The sequence below is a fragment of the Pedomonas sp. V897 genome (genome assembly GCF_051304405.1).
Taxonomy (GTDB): domain Bacteria; phylum Pseudomonadota; class Alphaproteobacteria; order Sphingomonadales; family Sphingomonadaceae; genus Pedomonas.
Genome location: NZ_JBPPGG010000001.1, coordinates 1269173 through 1286954, shown reverse-complemented (window position 1 = coordinate 1286954; position 17782 = coordinate 1269173). Strand labels below are relative to the sequence as shown.

At 68.5% G+C, this 17782-nt stretch carries 20 protein-coding genes; 6 read left to right on the top strand and 14 right to left on the bottom strand.

Annotated features, from left to right (window positions below):
- The 5 genes from ACSJJU_RS06085 to gluQRS form a co-directional block, all read right to left on the bottom strand.
- Positions 1-624 (bottom strand): electron transfer flavoprotein subunit alpha/FixB family protein (locus tag ACSJJU_RS06085; protein WP_435914343.1); only part of this gene is annotated, 624 nt, incomplete at its 3' end.
- Positions 621-1370 (bottom strand): electron transfer flavoprotein subunit beta/FixA family protein, encoded by a 750-nt coding sequence (locus ACSJJU_RS06080; protein WP_435914342.1) that lies wholly within the window; start codon positions 1368-1370, stop codon positions 621-623. The genes ACSJJU_RS06080 and ACSJJU_RS06085, both read right to left, overlap by 4 nt.
- A 190-nt stretch (positions 1371-1560) precedes the next feature.
- Positions 1561-2118 carry a cob(I)yrinic acid a,c-diamide adenosyltransferase gene (locus tag ACSJJU_RS06075; RefSeq protein WP_435914341.1) on the bottom strand — a complete coding sequence of 186 codons (558 nt, stop codon included), beginning with the start codon at positions 2116-2118 and terminating at the stop codon, positions 1561-1563.
- 4 nt (positions 2119-2122) lie between these two features.
- Complete coding sequence (locus ACSJJU_RS06070; protein ID WP_435914340.1) at positions 2123-2329, bottom strand: HIG1 domain-containing protein; 207 nt, start codon at positions 2327-2329, stop codon at positions 2123-2125.
- Positions 2330-2454: 125 nt separating this feature from the next.
- Positions 2455-3333 carry a tRNA glutamyl-Q(34) synthetase GluQRS gene (gene gluQRS, locus ACSJJU_RS06065; RefSeq protein ID WP_435914338.1) on the bottom strand — a complete coding sequence of 293 codons (879 nt, stop codon included), beginning with the start codon at positions 3331-3333 and terminating at the stop codon, positions 2455-2457.
- Positions 3334-3882: 549 nt separating this feature from the next.
- On the opposite strand from gluQRS, the gene ACSJJU_RS06060 reads away from it, so the two are divergent.
- The gene (locus ACSJJU_RS06060; RefSeq protein WP_435914337.1) at positions 3883-4449 is read left to right on the top strand and encodes an HNH endonuclease; all 567 of its coding nucleotides are present in this window, start codon (positions 3883-3885) and stop codon (positions 4447-4449) included.
- Between the two features lie 271 nt (positions 4450-4720).
- Here the strand turns inward: ACSJJU_RS06060 and ACSJJU_RS06055 are convergent, their stop codons facing one another.
- The 6 genes from ACSJJU_RS06055 to ACSJJU_RS06030 all read right to left on the bottom strand — a co-directional run bounded on the left by ACSJJU_RS06055 (position 4721) and on the right by ACSJJU_RS06030 (position 9785).
- Positions 4721-5149 (bottom strand): DUF2948 family protein, encoded by a 429-nt coding sequence (locus ACSJJU_RS06055; protein WP_435914335.1) that lies wholly within the window; start codon positions 5147-5149, stop codon positions 4721-4723.
- Positions 5150-5220: 71 nt separating this feature from the next.
- Positions 5221-6504, bottom strand: coding sequence for a UDP-N-acetylglucosamine 1-carboxyvinyltransferase (gene murA, locus ACSJJU_RS06050; protein ID WP_435914333.1), 1284 nt, complete (start codon positions 6502-6504; stop codon positions 5221-5223).
- Positions 6505-6558: 54 nt separating this feature from the next.
- Positions 6559-7113 (bottom strand): dCTP deaminase, encoded by a 555-nt coding sequence (dcd, locus tag ACSJJU_RS06045; RefSeq protein WP_435914332.1) that lies wholly within the window; start codon positions 7111-7113, stop codon positions 6559-6561.
- A gap of 140 nt (positions 7114-7253) precedes the next feature.
- Entirely contained in the window at positions 7254-8102 is an 849-nt protein-coding gene (locus ACSJJU_RS06040; protein ID WP_435914331.1) for a methyltransferase domain-containing protein, read from the bottom strand.
- 284 nt (positions 8103-8386) lie between these two features.
- Complete coding sequence (locus ACSJJU_RS06035) at positions 8387-8881, bottom strand: UPF0262 family protein (RefSeq protein ID WP_435914330.1); 495 nt, start codon at positions 8879-8881, stop codon at positions 8387-8389.
- Positions 8882-9011: 130 nt separating this feature from the next.
- Positions 9012-9785 (bottom strand): TetR/AcrR family transcriptional regulator, encoded by a 774-nt coding sequence (locus ACSJJU_RS06030; RefSeq protein ID WP_435914329.1) that lies wholly within the window; start codon positions 9783-9785, stop codon positions 9012-9014.
- A gap of 62 nt (positions 9786-9847) precedes the next feature.
- Between ACSJJU_RS06030 and ACSJJU_RS06025 the strand changes: the two genes are divergently transcribed.
- A complete protein-coding gene (locus ACSJJU_RS06025; protein WP_435914328.1) occupies positions 9848-11281 on the top strand; it encodes a carotenoid oxygenase family protein in 1434 nt (477 codons plus the stop codon).
- Positions 11282-11534: 253 nt separating this feature from the next.
- Here the strand turns inward: ACSJJU_RS06025 and ACSJJU_RS06020 are convergent, their stop codons facing one another.
- From ACSJJU_RS06020 to ACSJJU_RS06010, 3 genes are all read right to left on the bottom strand, one after another.
- The gene (locus tag ACSJJU_RS06020; protein ID WP_435914327.1) at positions 11535-11978 is read right to left on the bottom strand and encodes a nucleoside deaminase; all 444 of its coding nucleotides are present in this window, start codon (positions 11976-11978) and stop codon (positions 11535-11537) included.
- A gap of 607 nt (positions 11979-12585) precedes the next feature.
- Positions 12586-14409: a translational GTPase TypA gene (gene typA, locus ACSJJU_RS06015; protein WP_435914326.1), complete on the bottom strand. Its 1824-nt coding sequence runs from the start codon at positions 14407-14409 to the stop codon at positions 12586-12588.
- 237 nt (positions 14410-14646) lie between these two features.
- Entirely contained in the window at positions 14647-14928 is a 282-nt protein-coding gene (locus tag ACSJJU_RS06010) for a YciI family protein (protein WP_435914324.1), read from the bottom strand.
- A 213-nt stretch (positions 14929-15141) separates the two neighbouring features.
- On the opposite strand from ACSJJU_RS06010, the gene ACSJJU_RS06005 reads away from it, so the two are divergent.
- The 4 genes from ACSJJU_RS06005 (at position 15142) to ACSJJU_RS05990 (ending at position 17687) form a co-directional block, all read left to right on the top strand.
- A complete protein-coding gene (locus tag ACSJJU_RS06005; protein WP_435914323.1) occupies positions 15142-15510 on the top strand; it encodes a CidA/LrgA family protein in 369 nt (122 codons plus the stop codon).
- Entirely contained in the window at positions 15498-16211 is a 714-nt protein-coding gene (locus ACSJJU_RS06000) for an LrgB family protein (protein ID WP_435914322.1), read from the top strand. Before ACSJJU_RS06005 ends, ACSJJU_RS06000 begins: the two co-directional genes overlap by 13 nt.
- A 119-nt stretch (positions 16212-16330) precedes the next feature.
- A complete protein-coding gene (locus tag ACSJJU_RS05995; RefSeq protein ID WP_435914321.1) occupies positions 16331-16819 on the top strand; it encodes a Dps family protein in 489 nt (162 codons plus the stop codon).
- Between the two features lie 268 nt (positions 16820-17087).
- Positions 17088-17687, top strand: coding sequence for a glutathione S-transferase family protein (locus tag ACSJJU_RS05990; RefSeq protein ID WP_435914320.1), 600 nt, complete (start codon positions 17088-17090; stop codon positions 17685-17687).
- Positions 17688-17782: the final 95 nt, after the last annotated feature.

The following is a 17782-nucleotide window of genomic DNA, read 5'->3' as shown; positions in this document are numbered from 1 at the left end:
CTCGGCCGAACCCAGCGCCCGGCCGCCCGAGACCACGATCTTGGCCGAGGTCAGCTCCGGCCGGTCCGACTTGGACAGCTCCGAGCCCACAAAGCGCGACAGGCCCGCGTCGCCCTTGCCCGCAACCGTCTCGACCGCCGCCGCGCCGCCCGTCGCCGCCGCCTTGGCAAAGGCGGTGGTGCGCACGGTGATCACCTTCTTCGCGTCCGCCGACTGCACGGTGGCAATGGCGTTGCCCGCGTAGATCGGCCGCTGGAACGTGTCCGGCCCGTCCACCGAGATGATGTCCGACACCTGCGCCACATCCAGCAGCGCCGCCACCCGCGGCGTCACGTTCTTGCCGAACGAGGTGGCCGGGGCCACCAGCGCGTCATAGCCCGCCATCAGCTCCACGATCAGCGGCGCCAGGTTCTCCGGCAGGCCGTTGGCATAGGCCGCGTCATCCGCCAGCAGCACCCTGGCAACGCCCGCAACCGACGCCGCCGCATCCGCCGCGCCGCGCGCACCCGCGCCCGCCACCAGCACGTGGACCTCGCCGCCCAGCGCGCCCGCAGCCGTCACCGCCGCAAGGGTCGCGTCCTTCAGGGAATTGTTGTCGTGTTCCGCCAGAACCAGGACGCTCATGCAATCGCTCCCACTTCCTTGAGCTTGCCGATCAGCTCGTCAACGCTTTGAACCTTGATGCCCGCCTGACGCTTCGCCGGCTCGGAAACCTTCAGCGTCTTCAGACGCGGCGTCACATCCACCCCATAGTCCGCCGGCGTCTTCTCCGCGATCGGCTTGGACTTGGCCTTCATGATGTTGGGCAGCGACGCATAGCGCGGCTCGTTCAGACGCAGGTCCGTCGTCACCACCGCCGGAAGCTTCAAGGCCACCGTCTCCAGGCCGCCGTCCACCTCGCGCGTGACCGAAACCTCGCCCGAGCCCGGCTCCACCTTCGAGGCAAAGGTGCCCTGCGCCCAGCCCAGAAGCGCCGCCAGCATCTGGCCCGTCTGGTTGCTGTCGTCGTCAATCGCCTGCTTGCCCATGATCACAAGCTGCGGCTGCTCCTCGCCCACGATCTTCGCAAGCAGCTTGGCCACGCCCAGCGGCTCCGGCGACACTTCCGTCTTCACCAGAATGCCCCGGTCCGCCCCCATCGCCAGCGCCGTGCGCAGCGTCTCCGTCGCCTTGGCCTCGCCAACCGAGACCACGACAACCTCCGTCGCCACGCCCTTCTCCTTCAGACGAACCGCCTCCTCGACCGCAATCTCGTCGAAGGGGTTCATGCTCATCTTCACATTGGCAAGCTCAACGCCAGTCCCGTCCGGCTTCACCCGAACCTTCACGTTCGCATCAACCACCCGCTTCACGGGCACAAGAACCTTCATTCCACCACTCCTCTTCGGTCACGGGAGGAGGAGGACCTTCGTCCCCCCAAAGATCGCATGGCACCAAACTGCTTGGCGTTTGCGTCAACTCGGCCAACCGTGTCAACCGCAGCCCCCGGAATCACGTCCGGGAAGCCGCTGCGCCCCCCATCTGGCGCAAAGGGCGCGGCACGGCTGCAACACCCTCACATCAGCGGTTCGCCCCGGGCACCCAGAGCACATCCGCCCGGCCCCGGTCATTGAGATGCCGGGCCAGCACGAACAGGTGATCGGACAGGCGATTGAGATACTGGATGGCAACCGGATTGATCGCCTCCTGCTCGGCGGCGGCGACCGTCAGCCGCTCGGCCCGGCGCGTCACGGTGCGCGCCAGATGCAGATAGGCCGACGCCGGCGACCCGCCCGGCAGGATGAAACTGTTCAGCGGCTCCAGCGCCGCGTTCAGCGCATCGATCTCCCGCTCCAGCCGCTCCACCTGCGCGGGCTGGACCCGCAGCGCGCCTTCCATCGCCGTGCCGGGCGTCGCCAGGTCCGCGCCCAGATCGAACAGGTCGTTCTGGATGCGCGCCAGCATGGCATCCGCCTCCCCCGAGGTGTGCAGGCGGGCAAGGCCGATGGCGGAGCTGGCCTCGTCCACCGTGCCATAGGCCTCGATGCGCAGCGCATGCTTGGGCAGCCGGGTGCCGTCCGCCAGGCTGGTCTGGCCCTTGTCGCCGCCGCGGGTGTAGATTTTCGTCAGCTTGACCATGGGCTTAGTCGCCGCCGCCGCCCGCCATGAGCAACACGATGATGACCGCCAGCACGGTCAGCCCCTGGAACAGGATGCGATACCACATCATCCTGTTCTGCTTCTCGCCCGACACATCCTTGCCGGAGGCGAGGAGGACAAGCCCCCGGACCAGCGCCCCCACCGTGAGCAGCGCCCCCAGGATGATGACGCCCAACATGAAACCGTTCATTGCCTGTCCCCTTCCGCAAGGCCGAGGCTCCCGAAGAGCCGTGGTCGTGCCCGAACCCGCATGATCGTCCCGGGCCAACGTGTGGATTAGCGATTTTCTCCGCCGCCTGCAAACCAACCCGCCGGTCAGGCCTCAAGGCCAAGGCGGCGCAGCACGTCCGCCCGCATCCACCCCTGCGCGCGCAGATCCGCCAGCGCCGGCGCGCCCGCCCGCTTGGCCAGCCGCTGGCCGTTTTCGTCGGTGAGCAGGCGGTGATGGTGGTAGCGCGGCGTCGGCAGGCCGAGGAGCGCCTGCAACAGCCGGTGAATGTGGGTGGCGTGGAACAGATCCTGCCCCCGGATGACGTCGGTGACGCCCTGGAGAGCATCGTCCACCGTCACCGCCAGATGGTAGCTGGTGGGCGTCTCCTTGCGCGCCAGCACCACATCGCCAAGGCTGAGCGGATCGGCCGCGACCACCCCGGCCTGCGCATCCTCCCACACGAGCGGGCCGGTCAGCGCCAGCGCCCGGTCCACGTGCAGGCGCAGGGCATAGGGCACGCCGGAGGCCATGCGCTCCTGCCGCTCGCTCTCGCCCAGATGCTTGCACAGGCCCGGATAAAGCGGGCCATCGGGACCATGGGGCGCCGCGCCCGAGCGGGCAACCTCGGCGGCAATGTCCCGGCGGGTGCAGAAGCAGGGGTAAAGCAGGCCAAGGGCGGAGAGCCGGTCCAGCGCCTGCCGGTAATCCGCCATGTGCGCGCTCTGGCGGCGCACCGGCTCCTCCCAGACCAGCCCCAGCCACGCCAGATCCTCGCAGATGCCCGCGATGAACTCCGGCCGGCAGCGGGTGGCGTCGATGTCCTCGATGCGCAGCAGGAAACGCCCGCCGCGCGCGGCGGCATAGCGGGCGTTCAGCAGGGCCGAATAGGCATGGCCCAGGTGCAGCCGCCCGGTGGGCGACGGCGCGAAGCGGGTGACGACGGAACCGGAGGCGGACGGAAGCGAAGGCATGGCGGCTGACATGGCCCGCGCACCCTAGCCCGGGGCCGCGCCCGCCGGAAGAGGCTGGTTATTTAATTCTTTTGTATTGTTTTTTTCCTATTGACGGACGGAACAAACAGGAATAAACGGAGAACATACGGTGGTAGCCCGATGTGGTGGCGAAGCGTTCGGCGGCAGGCATCCAGGTTGCCCGCCCGGTGGGTCGTGTGGCGCTTCGCTCTTTCTCATCGTTGGATACACACCCGCGCCCTCCGGCCGAGACGGGGTGCGCGGGGGAGGCGGCGGCGCAGTGACAGGCCGCGCGAATGCGGCGGCGCTACAGGCAGGCCCCGCGCTCCGTCCGGGCTGCTGGCGAAACATCCGTCACATTTTTGCGTTGCAGACCGCCGGACCCCAAACACGGTCTTGACGATACCAGATCATGTCATGTCATTATGCGGCAACACGATCTGTGGTATAAGGCGTGTTGTTGCGGATTGCAGGTGTCGAGCGGCCTCGTCGGCCGGCTTGAGTGCGACAAGTCCGATCGGTCGCGGTCGCTTTCTGACGAAAGCGAGAGCGGAACCGAGCATGTACCACCCGTCCATCCTGCCCAAACTGGAGCAATGCCCCGCGCTGGTGCTCAACGCGGACTGCACGCCCCTCTCCTACTATCCCCTGAGTCTCTGGGACTGGCAGACCGCCCTCAAGGCGGTTTTCCTCGAACGGGTGAACATCGTGGCCGAATACGAGCGGGAGGTGCACTCCCCCAGCTTCACCATGAAGCTGCCCTCGGTCATCAGCCTCAAACAGTATGTGAAGCCGGCGCGTTATCCCGCCTTCACCCGGTTCAACCTGTTCCTGCGGGACCGGTTCGCCTGCACCTACTGCGGCGCGCGGGAGGACCTGACCTTCGACCATGTGGTGCCCCGCTCCCACGGCGGCCGCACCACCTGGGAGAATGTCACCACCGCCTGCGCCCCGTGCAACCTGCGCAAGGGCGGCCGCACCCCGGCCGAGGCGAACATGTACCCGCGCATCAAGCCGCACCAGCCCACCACCTTCGAACTCCAGCAGAACGGCCGCGCCTTCCCGCCCCGCTATCTGCACGAAACCTGGCGGGACTACCTCTACTGGGACACGGAACTGGAAGCGTAAGCCTTCGGGCTTCCGGTGGCTGGTTTTTCGGGACGCGCGCGGGACAATGGCGTGCGGAAGCGGGAGCGGAAGCGAATGCGGAAGTGAACGCGGAAGCGAATGCGGAAGGGAGCGCGGAAAGGAGCGCGGGCTGGAGTCATCTGATCCCGCCTGACGCAGGCCCGTCGGCCGCTCCGGAGATCGCCTCGGGACCCGCAGGGCGCGGCCCGTAATACGAACGGGAGCGCGAGGGTCCAAGACCCTCGCAATCCATAATCAAACCTGCCCCCCCCTACGCCTTGTGCACCGGCTTGGCGCGGGCGGGCCAGGGCTCGGTCAGGTCCTCGAGCAGCACCTCGATGCACTCGACATCCAGCCGCACGGCGGCGGGGCCGGCGAAGTCCAGCTCCAGCGTGGCGGCACCCTCCTCACCGGGCGTGACGGTGAGCGCCAGCAGCTCGAGCACCGCGTCCTTGTCGGCGGCGGCGGGCCAGCCCTTGCGGGCCGCCTTCATCACCCCCTCGATGCGCAGGGCCGTGCGCACGCGGCGCGGCTCCTCGTCCGCCTCCTCCCAGCGGAAGCGGTTCATCAGCACCACGAAGCGGCGGGCACGCGCATCCAGGCAGACCTCGGCGGGGCGGACCACCGCGTCCTGCACGAGGGCGGAGATCACCGGCACATCGTCCTGGTCCTGCGCCAGAAGCCGCAGCGGTTTTCCCATGCGCCCTGCCTCCTCCATCTTGCCTCCTCCCCTCGCCCCGGTTCCGGTGCGGGCAGCCATCCGGGGCTGGCCTAGCCGGCGCTCACCCGCTCGATGTCGGCGCCGACGGCGGAGAGCTTTTCCTCCAACCGTTCATAGCCACGGTCAAGATGGTAGATGCGGTTGACCGTGGTCTCGCCCTGAGCGGCCAGACCAGCCAGCACCAGGCTCATCGACGCCCGCAGGTCCGTGGCCATGACCGGCGCGCCGGTCAGCTGGGGCACGCCCCGCACGAAGGCCGAACGGCCCCGCACCTGAATATCGGCTCCCATGCGGGCCAGTTCCGGCACATGCATGTAGCGGTTCTCGAAAATGGTCTCGGTCAGCACGCTGGCGCCGTCCGCCAGGGCCAGCATGGCCATGAACTGGGCCTGCATGTCGGTGGGGAAGCCCGGGTAGGGCGCGGTGGTCACCGAGATGCCCCGCAGCTCGCCGTTGCGCCGGGCCACCTTCAGTCCCTCGCGGGTGGGGGTGACGGCGACGCCCGCCTGGTCGAACGCCTCGATCACGGCGCCCAGGGTGTTCGCCTGGATGCCGAGCAGCTCCAGCTCGCCACCGGTGATGGCCGCGGCGCAGGCATAGGAGCCCGCCTCGATGCGGTCGGCCATGACGGCGTAGGTGGCGCCGTGCAGCCGGGTCTTGCCCTGCACCACCAGCCGCTCGGTGCCGATCCCATCGATCTCGGCCCCCATGGCCTGGAGGCAGTGGGCGAGGTCCACGATCTCCGGCTCCCGGGCCGCGTTCTCGATGACGGTCTCGCCATGGGCCAGGGTGGCGGCCATGAGCACGTTCTCGGTGGCGCCCACCGAGACGAACGGGAAGCGGACCACGCCGCCCTTGAGGCCGTCGGGCGCGATCGCCTTCACGTAGCCTTGCGTCAGCTCGATGCGCGCGCCCAGCGTCTCGAGCCCCTTCAGGTGCAGGTCGATGGGCCGGGTGCCGATGGCGCAGCCGCCGGGCAGGGAGACGGTGGCCTCGCCGCAGCGGGCCAGCAGCGGGCCCAGCACCAGAACCGAGGCGCGCATCCGCCGCACGATGTCGTAGGGGGCGACGGTGTTGGTGATGCGGCTTGCCTTCAAGGTCATCACCCGCCCGAATTCCTCCGGCCGGGAGCCCTCCAGCGTCAGCGACACGCCGTGCTGGTTGAGCAGGTGGCTGAAGGTGTCGATGTCGGCGAGGCGCGGGAGATTGCGCAGGGTCAGCGGCTCTTCCGTCAGGATGGCCGCCGGCATCAGCGTCAGCGCCGCGTTCTTGGCGCCCGAGATGGGGATGCGCCCGCTCAGCGGCCTGCCGCCGCGAATGATGATCTTGTCCATGTGACCTGTCTCTAAACGGCGGCCGGTTCGCTCACAATGTTACGGTGCGCCGCGTTACAGCCGCGGCAGGGTGACGCCGCGCTGGCCCATGTACTTGCCGGCGCGGTCCGCATAGGACACCTCGCACGGCTCGTTGCCCTGCAGGAACAGGAACTGGCAGGCACCCTCGTTGGCGTAGACCTTGGCCGGCAGCGGCGTGGTGTTGGAGAACTCCAGCGTGACGTGGCCTTCCCAGCCCGGCTCCAGCGGCGTCACGTTCACGATGATGCCGCAGCGGGCGTAGGTGCTCTTGCCGAGGCAGATGACCAGCACGTCGCGCGGGATGCGGAAATATTCCACCGTGCGGGCCAGCACGAAGCTGTTGGGCGGAATGATGCACACGTCCTGCTTGCGATCGACGAACGAATGGGGGGAGAAGTCCTTGGGGTCCACCACCGCGTTGTCCACGTTGGTGAAGATCTTGAACTCGTCCGCCACGCGCGCGTCGTAGCCGTAGGAGGACAGTCCATAGGAGATGCAGTTGCCCCGCTCCTGCCGGTCGACGAAGGGCTCGATCATCCCCTCGCGCAGCGCCTTCTCACGAATCCAGCGGTCAGACATTACGGCCATGGACTGAAATCTTCCTCTTGCGGCAAGACGTGGCGCGGGTCGCTGCTCGCGCCCGGGACGGCCCGGCAGCGCCGCTTTCGCGTTCTAGCCGCTCCAGCCTGAGCCGACAAGCAGTGCCTGAGCCAGCCCGCGGCAGGGGGTCAGTCCTGTTCCCCGTCCTCGCGGCGCACGGCGATGATCTCGACAACGGCGGGCGTGATCATCAGGGACGCGGGGTCGCGGCTGCGCTCCTGAAACTCGGCGCCGATCTCGTCCGCCAGCGCCGGGGCGATGCGCCCCAGTTCCACCAGACGCCGCAGGCTGCTGTCGATGAAGCTGGCCGGCCACTGCCAGACGAAACTGGCCGGGGAGATGATGTCGAGGACAGGGCGCAGCTCGCGCACCTCGAAACCGGCCTCGGCGAGCCAGCCGGGGAGGTCCAGCGCGATGTCCGGCTCGCCTCCCGCGTCGCGCCAGCTGCCCAGCACCTCGGCGACGAACCGCTCGAGCAGCAGGGAGCGGGGCGCAAGCCGCCAGGTGCGGTAGTCGAGGTATTCATGGACGACCAGCACGCCGCCCGGCCGCAGCGCCGCCGCCAGGGCCTCCAGCAGCACGGCGGGCTGGCGCATGAAGGCGAAGATCCAGCGGCACCAGGCGCCGTCCATGGTGCCGTCCTCGACCGGCAGGCCGTCAACGGCGACATCGCGGCAGTGGGCGACGATGTTGTCGTAGCCGCAGCGGCGGGCCCGCTCGCGCAGCGCCTCCACCAGCCGGGCCGAGCGCTCCACCGCATGCACCCGCCCCTGCGGGCCGACGATGCCCGCCAGATCGACCGTGGCAAAGCCGGGCCCGGCCCCCACGTCGAGCAGGCTCTGGCCCGCCGTGAAACCAGCCCGCTGCCAGGCCTCCAGCGCACGCGCCCGCCACACGCGATGCTGGAGCTCGAGCCGCTCCAGCGCGTCGTCGTCGAAGTCGTGAAGGTATTTCCGATCCCTGCTGGTCCGCGTCATGACTCCCCCCTCGTCCTGTCCAGACATGCCGGGTGAACAGACAGCATCCGTCGAGAAATGGCCGAACCGCGAAACGGTCCTTCCCTAAGTCTACCAGCTTACCCGGATCCGGGGACGAACGCATGAAGTGGATTTTCGCCATGCGCGAGAAGCGCACAAAAATACATGACACGCCGGAGGCGCACAAAATTCACGACATGCGAGAAGCGCACAAAACGAAGGACGCGCACAAAACGCGGGATGCGCCCCATCTCAGCCGCGCCGGACTTCAGCCGCGCTGGATCTCAGCCTCGAATATGCAGCACGCAAATCAGGGTGAACAGGCGGCGGGCGGTGTCGAAGTCCACGTCCAGCTTGTCGGCGATGCGCTCCTGCAACATCTCGGCCGCCTGGTTGTGGATACCGCGCCGGCCCATGTCGATCGCCTCGATCTGGCTGGGCGAGGCATTGCGAATCGCCTGGTAGTAGCTCTCGCAAATGGCGAAGTACTCGCGGATCACGCGGCGGAACGGCGTCATGGACAGGGTGATCGTCTCCAGGAGCTCGTCGTTCTCGGTGGAGATATCAAGCGCCAGCCGCCCTTCCTCCACCCGCATCAGCAGCTTGTACGGCCCCTTGTAGCCGCCCGGGTATTCGGACTTGGGGGCGAAGTGGTTGCCCTCCAGCAAATCGAAGATGGCGACGCGCCGCTCCTGCTCCACGTCGGCATTGCGCCACAGGATCGTGTGCTCGTCGAGCTCGACGGCGATAATCCGCTGTGTGGTCTGCGCGCGCTTCATCTCCGCCTGCATAGCAGATTTTCAGGCAAGACCATTACGCTGAAAACAGCCAACCTCCCCGGGAAGGAACAAGCCCCCCACAGAAAAGAGGCGGTCTCAGACAAGAGCCGGCCTCGGAAAAGGGCCGGTCTCAGAAGGAAGACGGGGCCGGCCCGGGCGCCAGAACCGCCTCGATCAGACGCTCCAGCGCCTCACCCTCCGCCGCCACCTGCCCATCCAGCACCAGGAGACTGAGACCATGAACCATGGACCAGGCCCGCAGCGCCTCCACCCGAATCGCCCCGGCGTCGCCCTCGGGGAGACCGGCCGCCCACGCCGCCCCCCGGCGCAGCCCTTCCACCGCCAGCCGGCTCGCCGCCGCCAGCGCCTCGCTGCCCCGCGCCGCCGCGCTGTCGGTGAACCGGCTGAACATCAGCCGGAACAACGCCGGATGACGGCGCGCGAAGCGCACATAGGCCAGCCCCATGGCCTGGAACGCCGCGCGGGGGTCGCCCTCCAGCCCCTGCGCCGCCCCGGCCTGAAGCGCCGTCAGCCGCCCGAAGCCCTCGGCCGCCAGCGCCACCAGCAGCGCCCCCTTGTCGGGGAAGTGGCGATAGACGGCGTTGGGGGAGACACCCACCCGCCGGGCCAGCTCGCGCAGGCTGATCTCCCCCTGCGCCTGGGCCTCCAGCATCTCCAGCGCCGTGGACACCAGCTCCTCGCGCAGGTTGCCATGGTGATAACGCCGCGCGGGCGCAGGCGCACCCGGCGCCGTGCTGCTCACCGCCGCGCTGCCCTGAGCGCTGGCGGCCTGAGCGCTGGCCTGAGCGCTGGCCTGTGCGCCGCCTTGAACGCTGGCTTCCGCGCGCCTGTCCTCTCCGCCCGATTCCATGTTGACACCGTACACATTCTGCCGCATCGTCATGTTCACACTGTACACATACGCTTGCGCCGCGCAACCCGAACCGTGAGGGAAAGGAGCTTTCCATGTCCCGCCTGGCCGATCGCGCCGTCGGCGCGCTGATTCAGGGCATCCGACGCCTCGCTCCCGACAATGACGGGCCCAACCCCTGGCTGGAGGGGAGCTTCGCGCCCGTCTACGAAGAAGTGGAACAGACCGCCCTGCCGGTCACCGGCGCCGTGCCGCCGGAACTCGACGGCCTGTACGCCCGCATCGGGCCGAACCCGGTGCACCCGCCCCAGCACCCGGGCCGCTACCACTGGTTCTCCGGCGACGGCATGGTCCACGGCGTGCGCCTCAAGGACGGCCGCGCCCTCTGGTACCGCAACCGCTGGGTCCGCACCGGGCCGGTGAGCCGGGCCCTCGGCGAGCCGCCCGCGCCGGGGCCGCGCCGGGGCGTGTTCGAGACGGTCAACACCAACGTCATCGCCCATGCGGGCCAGATCTGGGCGCTGGTGGAGGCCGGCCCCTTCCCGGTGGCGCTGAACAGCCGGCTGGAGACCGTCGCCCACACCGACCTCGGCGGCACCCTCGCCACCGCCTTCAGCCCCCACCCGCACCTCGACCCGCACACCGGCGAGTTGCACGCCGTCTGTTACGACGCCCGGGTGCAGAACCACTTGTTCCATGTGGTGGTGGGCCGCGACGGCCGGGTCTCGCGCCTGCTGGCCATCCCCGTGCGCCACGGGCCGATGGTGCACGACTGCGCCCTGACAGAGCGGTACGTGATCGTCCTTGACCTGCCGGTCACCTTCTCGCCCCGCCGCCTGCTGCGCGGCGTGCTCATGCCCTATGCCTGGAACCCGCGCCACGAAAGCCGCATCGGCCTGCTGCCCCGCGACGATCAGGCAACGGCGGACGATATCCAGTGGTGCGCTGTCGACCCGTGCTACGTGTTCCACACCTGCAACGCCTGCGATCTGCCGGACGGGCGGGTGCAACTGGACGTGGTGGCACACGACCGCATGTTCGACCACTCCACCATCGGCCCCGACTCCCGCCGCGTCACCCTCGAGCGCTGGCTGCTCGACCCCCGGCGCGGCACCACCGTGCGCACCGTGCTGGACGATCGCGGCCAGGAGTTCCCGCGCATGGACGCGCGCCGCATCGCCCGGCCCTACCGCTTCGCCTACACCACCTCCTACGGACAGGAGAGCGCGGACGGCTCCTGCCTCTACAAGCACGATCTCGAGACCGGACGGCTGGAGGCGCACCGGCACGGCCCGGGCCGGGAGACGGGCGAGGCCGTGTTCGTGCCCCGCCACCCGGATGCGGCGGAGGATGACGGCTGGCTCCTCAGCTTCGTCCACGACGCCAACCGGGGCGCCAGCGACCTGGTGATCCTGAACGCGCAGGACGTGTCCGGCCCGCCGCAGGCCGTGGTGCACCTCAGCACCCGCGTGCCCCACGGCTTCCACGGCAACTGGATCGGCGCCACCGAGGTGGCGATGGGGGCGTGAGTGGGTTGCCCCTGGTATGCAGGGGGAGCTTGCTCCCCCTGCGACCCCCTTTTCGTTTTTCGGGCCGCGTTTCCCGCGCCCGCCGGAGGCACGTCCCGACAATAAAATAATTGGCCGATAATAAAATGATTGGGCCGCGCCCTTCCTCCAGCGTGTGCGCCTGCATGAGCTCGCACGCGACAGAACAGGAATGGGGGGCGCGGGGGACCGAGTCCCCCCGCCAGAAACCCCGTTTCCCCCCAAAAAAATTCCCTCAGCGGCGCTCGGCGAAGAACTGGCGGAGAATGTCCGACGCGGCAGACTCGGACAGGCCGCCGTACACTTCGGGGCGATGGTGGCAGGTGGGATGGTTGAACACGCGGGGGCCATGTTCCACCCCGCCGCCCTTGGGGTCGCTCGCCCCGAAATACACCCGGCGCAGACGGGCAAAACTGATCGCCCCGGCGCACATGGGGCACGGCTCCAGCGTCACGTACAGGTCGCAATCCAGCAGCCGCTCATCCTGCAACCGGGCGGCGGCCTGCCGGATCACCAGAATTTCCGCATGGGCCGTGGGATCGTTCTGCGCGCGCGTGCGGTTGCCATCGGCGGCAAGCACCTCGCCCCGCGCGTCCACAATCACCGCGCCCACTGGCACCTCGCCCCGGCTTGCGGCGAGACGGGCCTGCTCCAGCGCCAACTGCATGTACCGGCTCATGGCCGCGCACCCTAAAGCCTCGGCGGATCAATTGGCAACAGAGGCAAACCGGCACCCGCCGCCGGAGACAGGCCAGGGCGGCAAAAAATCGAAGGCGCGCCCATCGAAGGCGCGCCCGAAGAGCATTTGACCCAAAAGAGTATTTGACAATGACTCGCAACTGAGCAATCTTGTTCTTGCGAATGATTTGCAACTTGAAAGAGGGGGCAAGCCCCGAGGAGGAGACGCATCGACGGCAAACAGACCCGACAGCAATGACCTCAACATTTCATTTTCCCTGCTCAGGGCCGCACCGCTCTCTCCCCGATGTTGTCCGATCGGTGCGGCCTTGCCGGAGGCCGGGCGCGTTACCTCCCGTTTCCGCCCGGCGTCCCGCGGATTGTCCTCCCACGGGGACTCTCCGCGACAGTCATCACGTGGTCCGAGCGACTGAGGCGGTGGCACCCCCACCGCCTCTCTTTTTTTCATTGAACGGCTTTTTTCATTGAACGGCGGCCCAAAAGGAAAGGCCCGGGGATTGCTCCCCGGACCTTTCCTCACGTGACGAAACCGTGTCGCCCTGCGCGCCGGACGGGCGGTGCCGGACCGGCGGCAGCGCGGCGTGTTCCTACTCCGCCGCGGCGCGGGCGTGACGCTTGCGCTCGTGCGGATCGAGGAAGCGCTTGCGCAGGCGGATCACCTTGGGGGTCACCTCCACCAGCTCGTCATCGGCGATGTAGGCGATGGCCTGCTCCAGCGTCAGCTTGCGGGGCGGGGTCAGGCGGATGTTCTCGTCCTTGCCCGCCGCGCGGAAGTTGGTGAGCTGCTTGGACTTGAGCGGGTTGACCTCCAGGTCATTTTCCTTGGCGTGCTCGCCGATGATCATGCCCTCGTAGACGTCATCGCCGGGCGCGACCATGATGATGCCGCGATCCTCCAGGCCCTGAAGGGCGTAGCCCACCGCCTGACCGGCACCGAGCGAGATGAGCACGCCGTTCTGACGGCCGGAGATCGGACCCTTGTAGGGGCCGTAGCCTTCAAACGAGCGGTTCATGATGCCCGTGCCGCGCGTGTCCGACAGGAACTCGCCGTGGTAGCCGATGAGGCCGCGCGACGGCGCCTTGAACACGATGCGGGTCTTGCCGCCGCCGGAGGGGCGCATGTCGGTCATCTCTGCCTTGCGCAGACCCAGCTTCTCGACGACGACGCCGGCGAACTCCTCGTCCACGTCCACCTGCACCGTCTCATACGGCTCCAGGCGCTGGCCGGTCGCGGGATCGGTCTGGAACAGCACGCGCGGACGGGAAATCGACAGCTCGAAGCCCTCGCGGCGCATGGTCTCGATGAGCACGCCCAGCTGAAGTTCGCCGCGGCCGGCCACCTCGAAGCTGTCCTTGTCGTCGCTCTCGGTGACGCGGATGGCCACGTTGCCCTCCGCCTCGCGCATCAGACGGTCGCGAATCATGCGGCTCGTCACCTTGTCGCCGTCGCGGCCCGCCAGCGGCGAGTCGTTCACGGAGAAGCGCATGGAGAGCGTCGGCGGGTCGATCGGCTGGGCCGGAATCGCCTTCTCCAGCGTCAGCGCGCCGATGGTCTCGCCCACGGTGCCGACGGTGAGGCCCGCAATCGCCACGATGTCGCCTGCCTGAACCTCGTCCACCGGCACGCGCTCCAGACCCCGGTAGGAGAGCAGCTTGGAGGCGCGGCCCTGCTCCACCACCTGGCCGTCCTTGTTGAGCACCTTGATGGGGTCGTTCACCTTCAGGCGGCCCTGCTGCACCCGGCCGGTGAGCACGCGGCCCAGGAAGGGCTCGCGGTCCAGCAGCGAGGCCAGCATGGCGAAGGGCTCGTCCACCGAACCCACGTTCGGCGTCGGCACATGCTTGACGATGAGATCGAACAGCGGCGCCAGATTGCCTTCGCGCACGTCCGCCGACTCGCCCACGTAGCCGCCGCGGCCGGAGCCGTAGAGCACGGGGAAGTCCAGCTGCTCCTCGTTGGCGTCCAGCGCCACGAACAGATCGAAGATCTCGTTCAGCACCTCATCCGGGCGGCCATCCGGGCGGTCGATCTTGTTGATGACCACGATGGGGCGCAGGCCCAGCGCCAGCGCCTTGCCGGTGACGAACTTGGTCTGCGGCATCGGACCCTCGGCGGAGTCCACCAGCAGGATCACGCCGTCCACCATGGAGAGAATGCGCTCCACCTCGCCGCCGAAGTCGGCGTGGCCCGGCGTATCCACCACGTTGATGCGGGTGTCGCCCCAGGTGACGGAGGTGCACTTGGCGAGAATGGTGATGCCCCGCTCACGCTCCAGGTCGTTGCGGTCCATGACGCGCTCTTCAACGCGCTGGTTGTCCCGGAAGGTGCCGGACTGGCGGAAGAGCTGATCGACGAGGGTGGTCTTGCCGTGGTCGACGTGGGCGATGATTGCGACGTTGCGCAGGGACATAAAAGGTAAGCCTTCGAATATGAAACGCGGCCCGGGGCGGCGCCCCGGCAGGGGGTGCCGTCCGGCACAGCATTTGGGCCAGCAGTATTACCGGCAGGTTGCGGCGGACCGGCGCTTATATCCACTTTGCCGCATCGCAGCAAGCGCAGCCATGACACCGGTCGATTTTTTCGCCCTGCGGCCAAGGCGGCTGGTCCCGTCCCGGCCGCCCCGGCCCCCGGACGCGCCCCCGCGCCCTCAGGCCGGGAGAACCTGACGCCAGGCCAGAATATCCACCCGCTCGAACAAACCCGCCCTGGCGTAGGGGTCCGCCTGGGCGAAGGCCTCGGCCGCCGCGCGGTCCGCCGCTTCCACCACCAGCAGGGAGCCGATGGGCTGGCCGTCGTCCGTCAGCATCGGCCCGGCGACGACCACCTTCACCTGGCCCGAGCCCACATGCTCAAGATGCGCCGGGCGGGTGGCGGCGCGCAGATCCTGCGAATTGGGCTTGTCCCAGCCCTGAATGATAAAATGAGGCATGTCGGCTCCTCCTGACGCAATGGCACGGTGGCGTGCGAACGCTGATTTGCAAACCCTGGGTTCGCGAACGGTGATCGCCCGTGGCTATAGCGCCCCAGACGCCGCGCGTCTGCCCCTTCGCTCACGCCGCGCATCTGGCCCTTCGCTGCGGTGATTGCAGCCATGCCAAAGCGCGCACTTGTGGTGCGGCCGCCGGAGGACTAGTCGTCCCCCATGGCACAGCGTTTTCTCCAGTCCGCCAAAGCGCTCCTTCCCGGGCTCGCCGTCCTTGCCGCGCTGGCCGTGGCCGGCCAGTGGGCCAGCGCCTTCGTCGGCCTGCCCGGGCCGATTCTGGGCCTTGCCGCCTATCTGGCGCTGCTGCTGGCCGTCCCCGCCTTCGGCCGGCTGACCCAACCGGCCGCCGAGGGCCTGCTGAAACTGCTGGGCCTGCTCATCACCCCCGCCGCCGTGGGCCTGATGCTGCACGTGGATGAACTCTCGGGCGAAGTGGGGCGGCTCGCCCTGGTGGTGGTGCTCTCCACCGTGGCGACGGGCTTCGCCACCGCCTTTGCCTACAAGGGCTTGCGCAAATGGCTTGGCTGACCGACCCCGCCGCCCTCGCCCAGATGGCGGGCGGCATTGCGGCGACCGTGCTCGCCTACTGGACCGCACTGCGGGTGAGCGCGCTCGCCCGCCAGCATCCGCTGGTCAATCCCATCCTGATCGCCGCGCTGCTGCTGATCGGCGGGCTGGCCCTCGCCCGCCTGCCGGTGCGCGGCTACATGAACAGCGTGGAGCCGCTGCGCTGGCTGCTGGCCCCGGCAACCGTCGCCTTCGGCCTGCCCATCTATCGCCAGCGCGCCCTCATCCTCTCCGCCGGCAAGGCGCTGATCGGCGCCATCCTCATCGGCTCGCTGGCGGGGATCGTCTCCGCCGCCGCGCTCGCCAAGCTGTTCGGCCTGTCGGGCGAGACCGTCAAGGCGCTCTCCACCAAGTCGGTCACCAGCCCGTTCGCCATCGCCGTCATGGAGCGGATGGGCGGCCCGGCGGAACTGGCCGCGGGCCTCGTCATCGTCACCGGCCTTGCCGGGGCGGTGCTGCTGCCCGCCTGCCTCAAACGGGAGCGGGACCGCGACCCCCAGAGCTATGCCCTCGCCCTGGGCCTGGCCGCCCATATCGTCGGCAACCAGCACGTGGCCCGGGTCGCGCCGCACACGCTCAGCATTGCCAGCCTGGCGCTGACGGTCGCGGGCCTTGCCACCACCCTGATGCTGCCGCTGCTGTGGCCGTGGATCGCCGGCTGACCGCAGACCATTGCTAATTTCGATTATTGATACCGAAAAATATCATCACATCGATTACTTGCGCCGGATCGTTTAGGCTGTATCTTGAATATCGTCACAGAACGAGAGGAGACGACGACATGGCCACGCCAGAGACCAGGAACACCCCCGAAATCGGCCTGAGCCCCGAAGCGCTCGCCAAGGTCACGGGTATTCTCAACCGGCTGCTGGCCGATGAGTTCTCCCTCTATGCCCGCGCCCGCGCCTTCCACTGGAACGTGACCGGCCGCCACTTCAAGCAGGACCACGCCCTGTTCCAGGAAGAATACGAAGCGCTGGACGAGATCATCGACGATGTGGCCGAGCGCGCCCGCTCGATGGGCGCCAAGGCGCAGGCCATGCTGAGCCAGTATGTGGCCAACCGCACCCTGCCGGAGCCGGACAGCACCACCCTCACCTCGGAAGGCATGATCGCCTCCATGCGCGACGGCCACGAGGCCATGTGCCGCCAGCTGCGCACGGACATCGCGGCGGCGAACGAGGTGGGTGACGACGGCACCGCCGACTTCCTCACCGGGCTGCTCGAGACGCACGAGAAGCGGGCCTGGATGCTGCGCTCGCACCTCTAGAACCCGTCTCGACCCCGCAACACTGGTTGCTCTCCGCGGCCCTACCCTGCCCCCCTCTCGTCGGGCCGCGAGACCGCCGGCCGCGCTCCACTCCCCCCCCCTGTCCCTGGAGCGCGGCCGGCAATTCCTTGATTGCCGCACCGTCTCAGACGCGCGCCCGGTCTACGACCATGAGGGCCCGGCGCGCGTCTTGACGCGCCCGCGATGTTCGCGTTACGTTCCAAACCCTGACCATGAGGCACAAGCCGGGGAACGGGAGGCTGGCGACATGGAGCTGTTCTGGGCACCGCGCACACGGGCGCTGACCGCCGTCTGGATGCTGGAGGAAGCGGGGCTTCCCTATCAGCGGGTGCTGATCGACATTCACGCCGGCCCCGAGCGGCCGGCCGACTTCCTCAAGGTAAACCCCATGGGCAAGGTGCCCGCCCTGCGGGACGGCGCGGCCATGATGGCCGAGGCCACCGCCATCTGCGCCTATGTGGCGGACAAGGCGGCCGGATCGGGCCTTGCCCCGGCGCCGGATGATCCCGCCCGCGGCCGCTACCTGCACTGGCTGTTCTTCCGCGCCGGATGCATGGAGCCAGCCTACGGCGAGAAGCTGTACGGCTCCGCCATTCCGCCTGTCGCGGCGGGCTGGGGCAGCTTCGACAAGGTGATGGACGTGGTCGAAGCGGCGGTGACGCCCGGCCCCTGGCTGCTGGGCGACCGGTTCACGGCGGCGGACGTGGCCATGGGCTCCAGCCTGTGGTTCGGCATGACCGTGCTCAAGGTGGTGAAGGACCGGTCGGGAATCGAGGCCTATGTGGACTGCTGCACCGCCCGTCCCGCCTTCCAGCGGGCCCTGGCCATCGACACGGCTGAAGGCTGAGCAACAGGAGAGTGGGCCGCCGGGGCGGGGTTCCGGCGGCATCCGCACCGCAACACCCGACCCCGACAACCAGAACAACACCCCCGATAACCAGA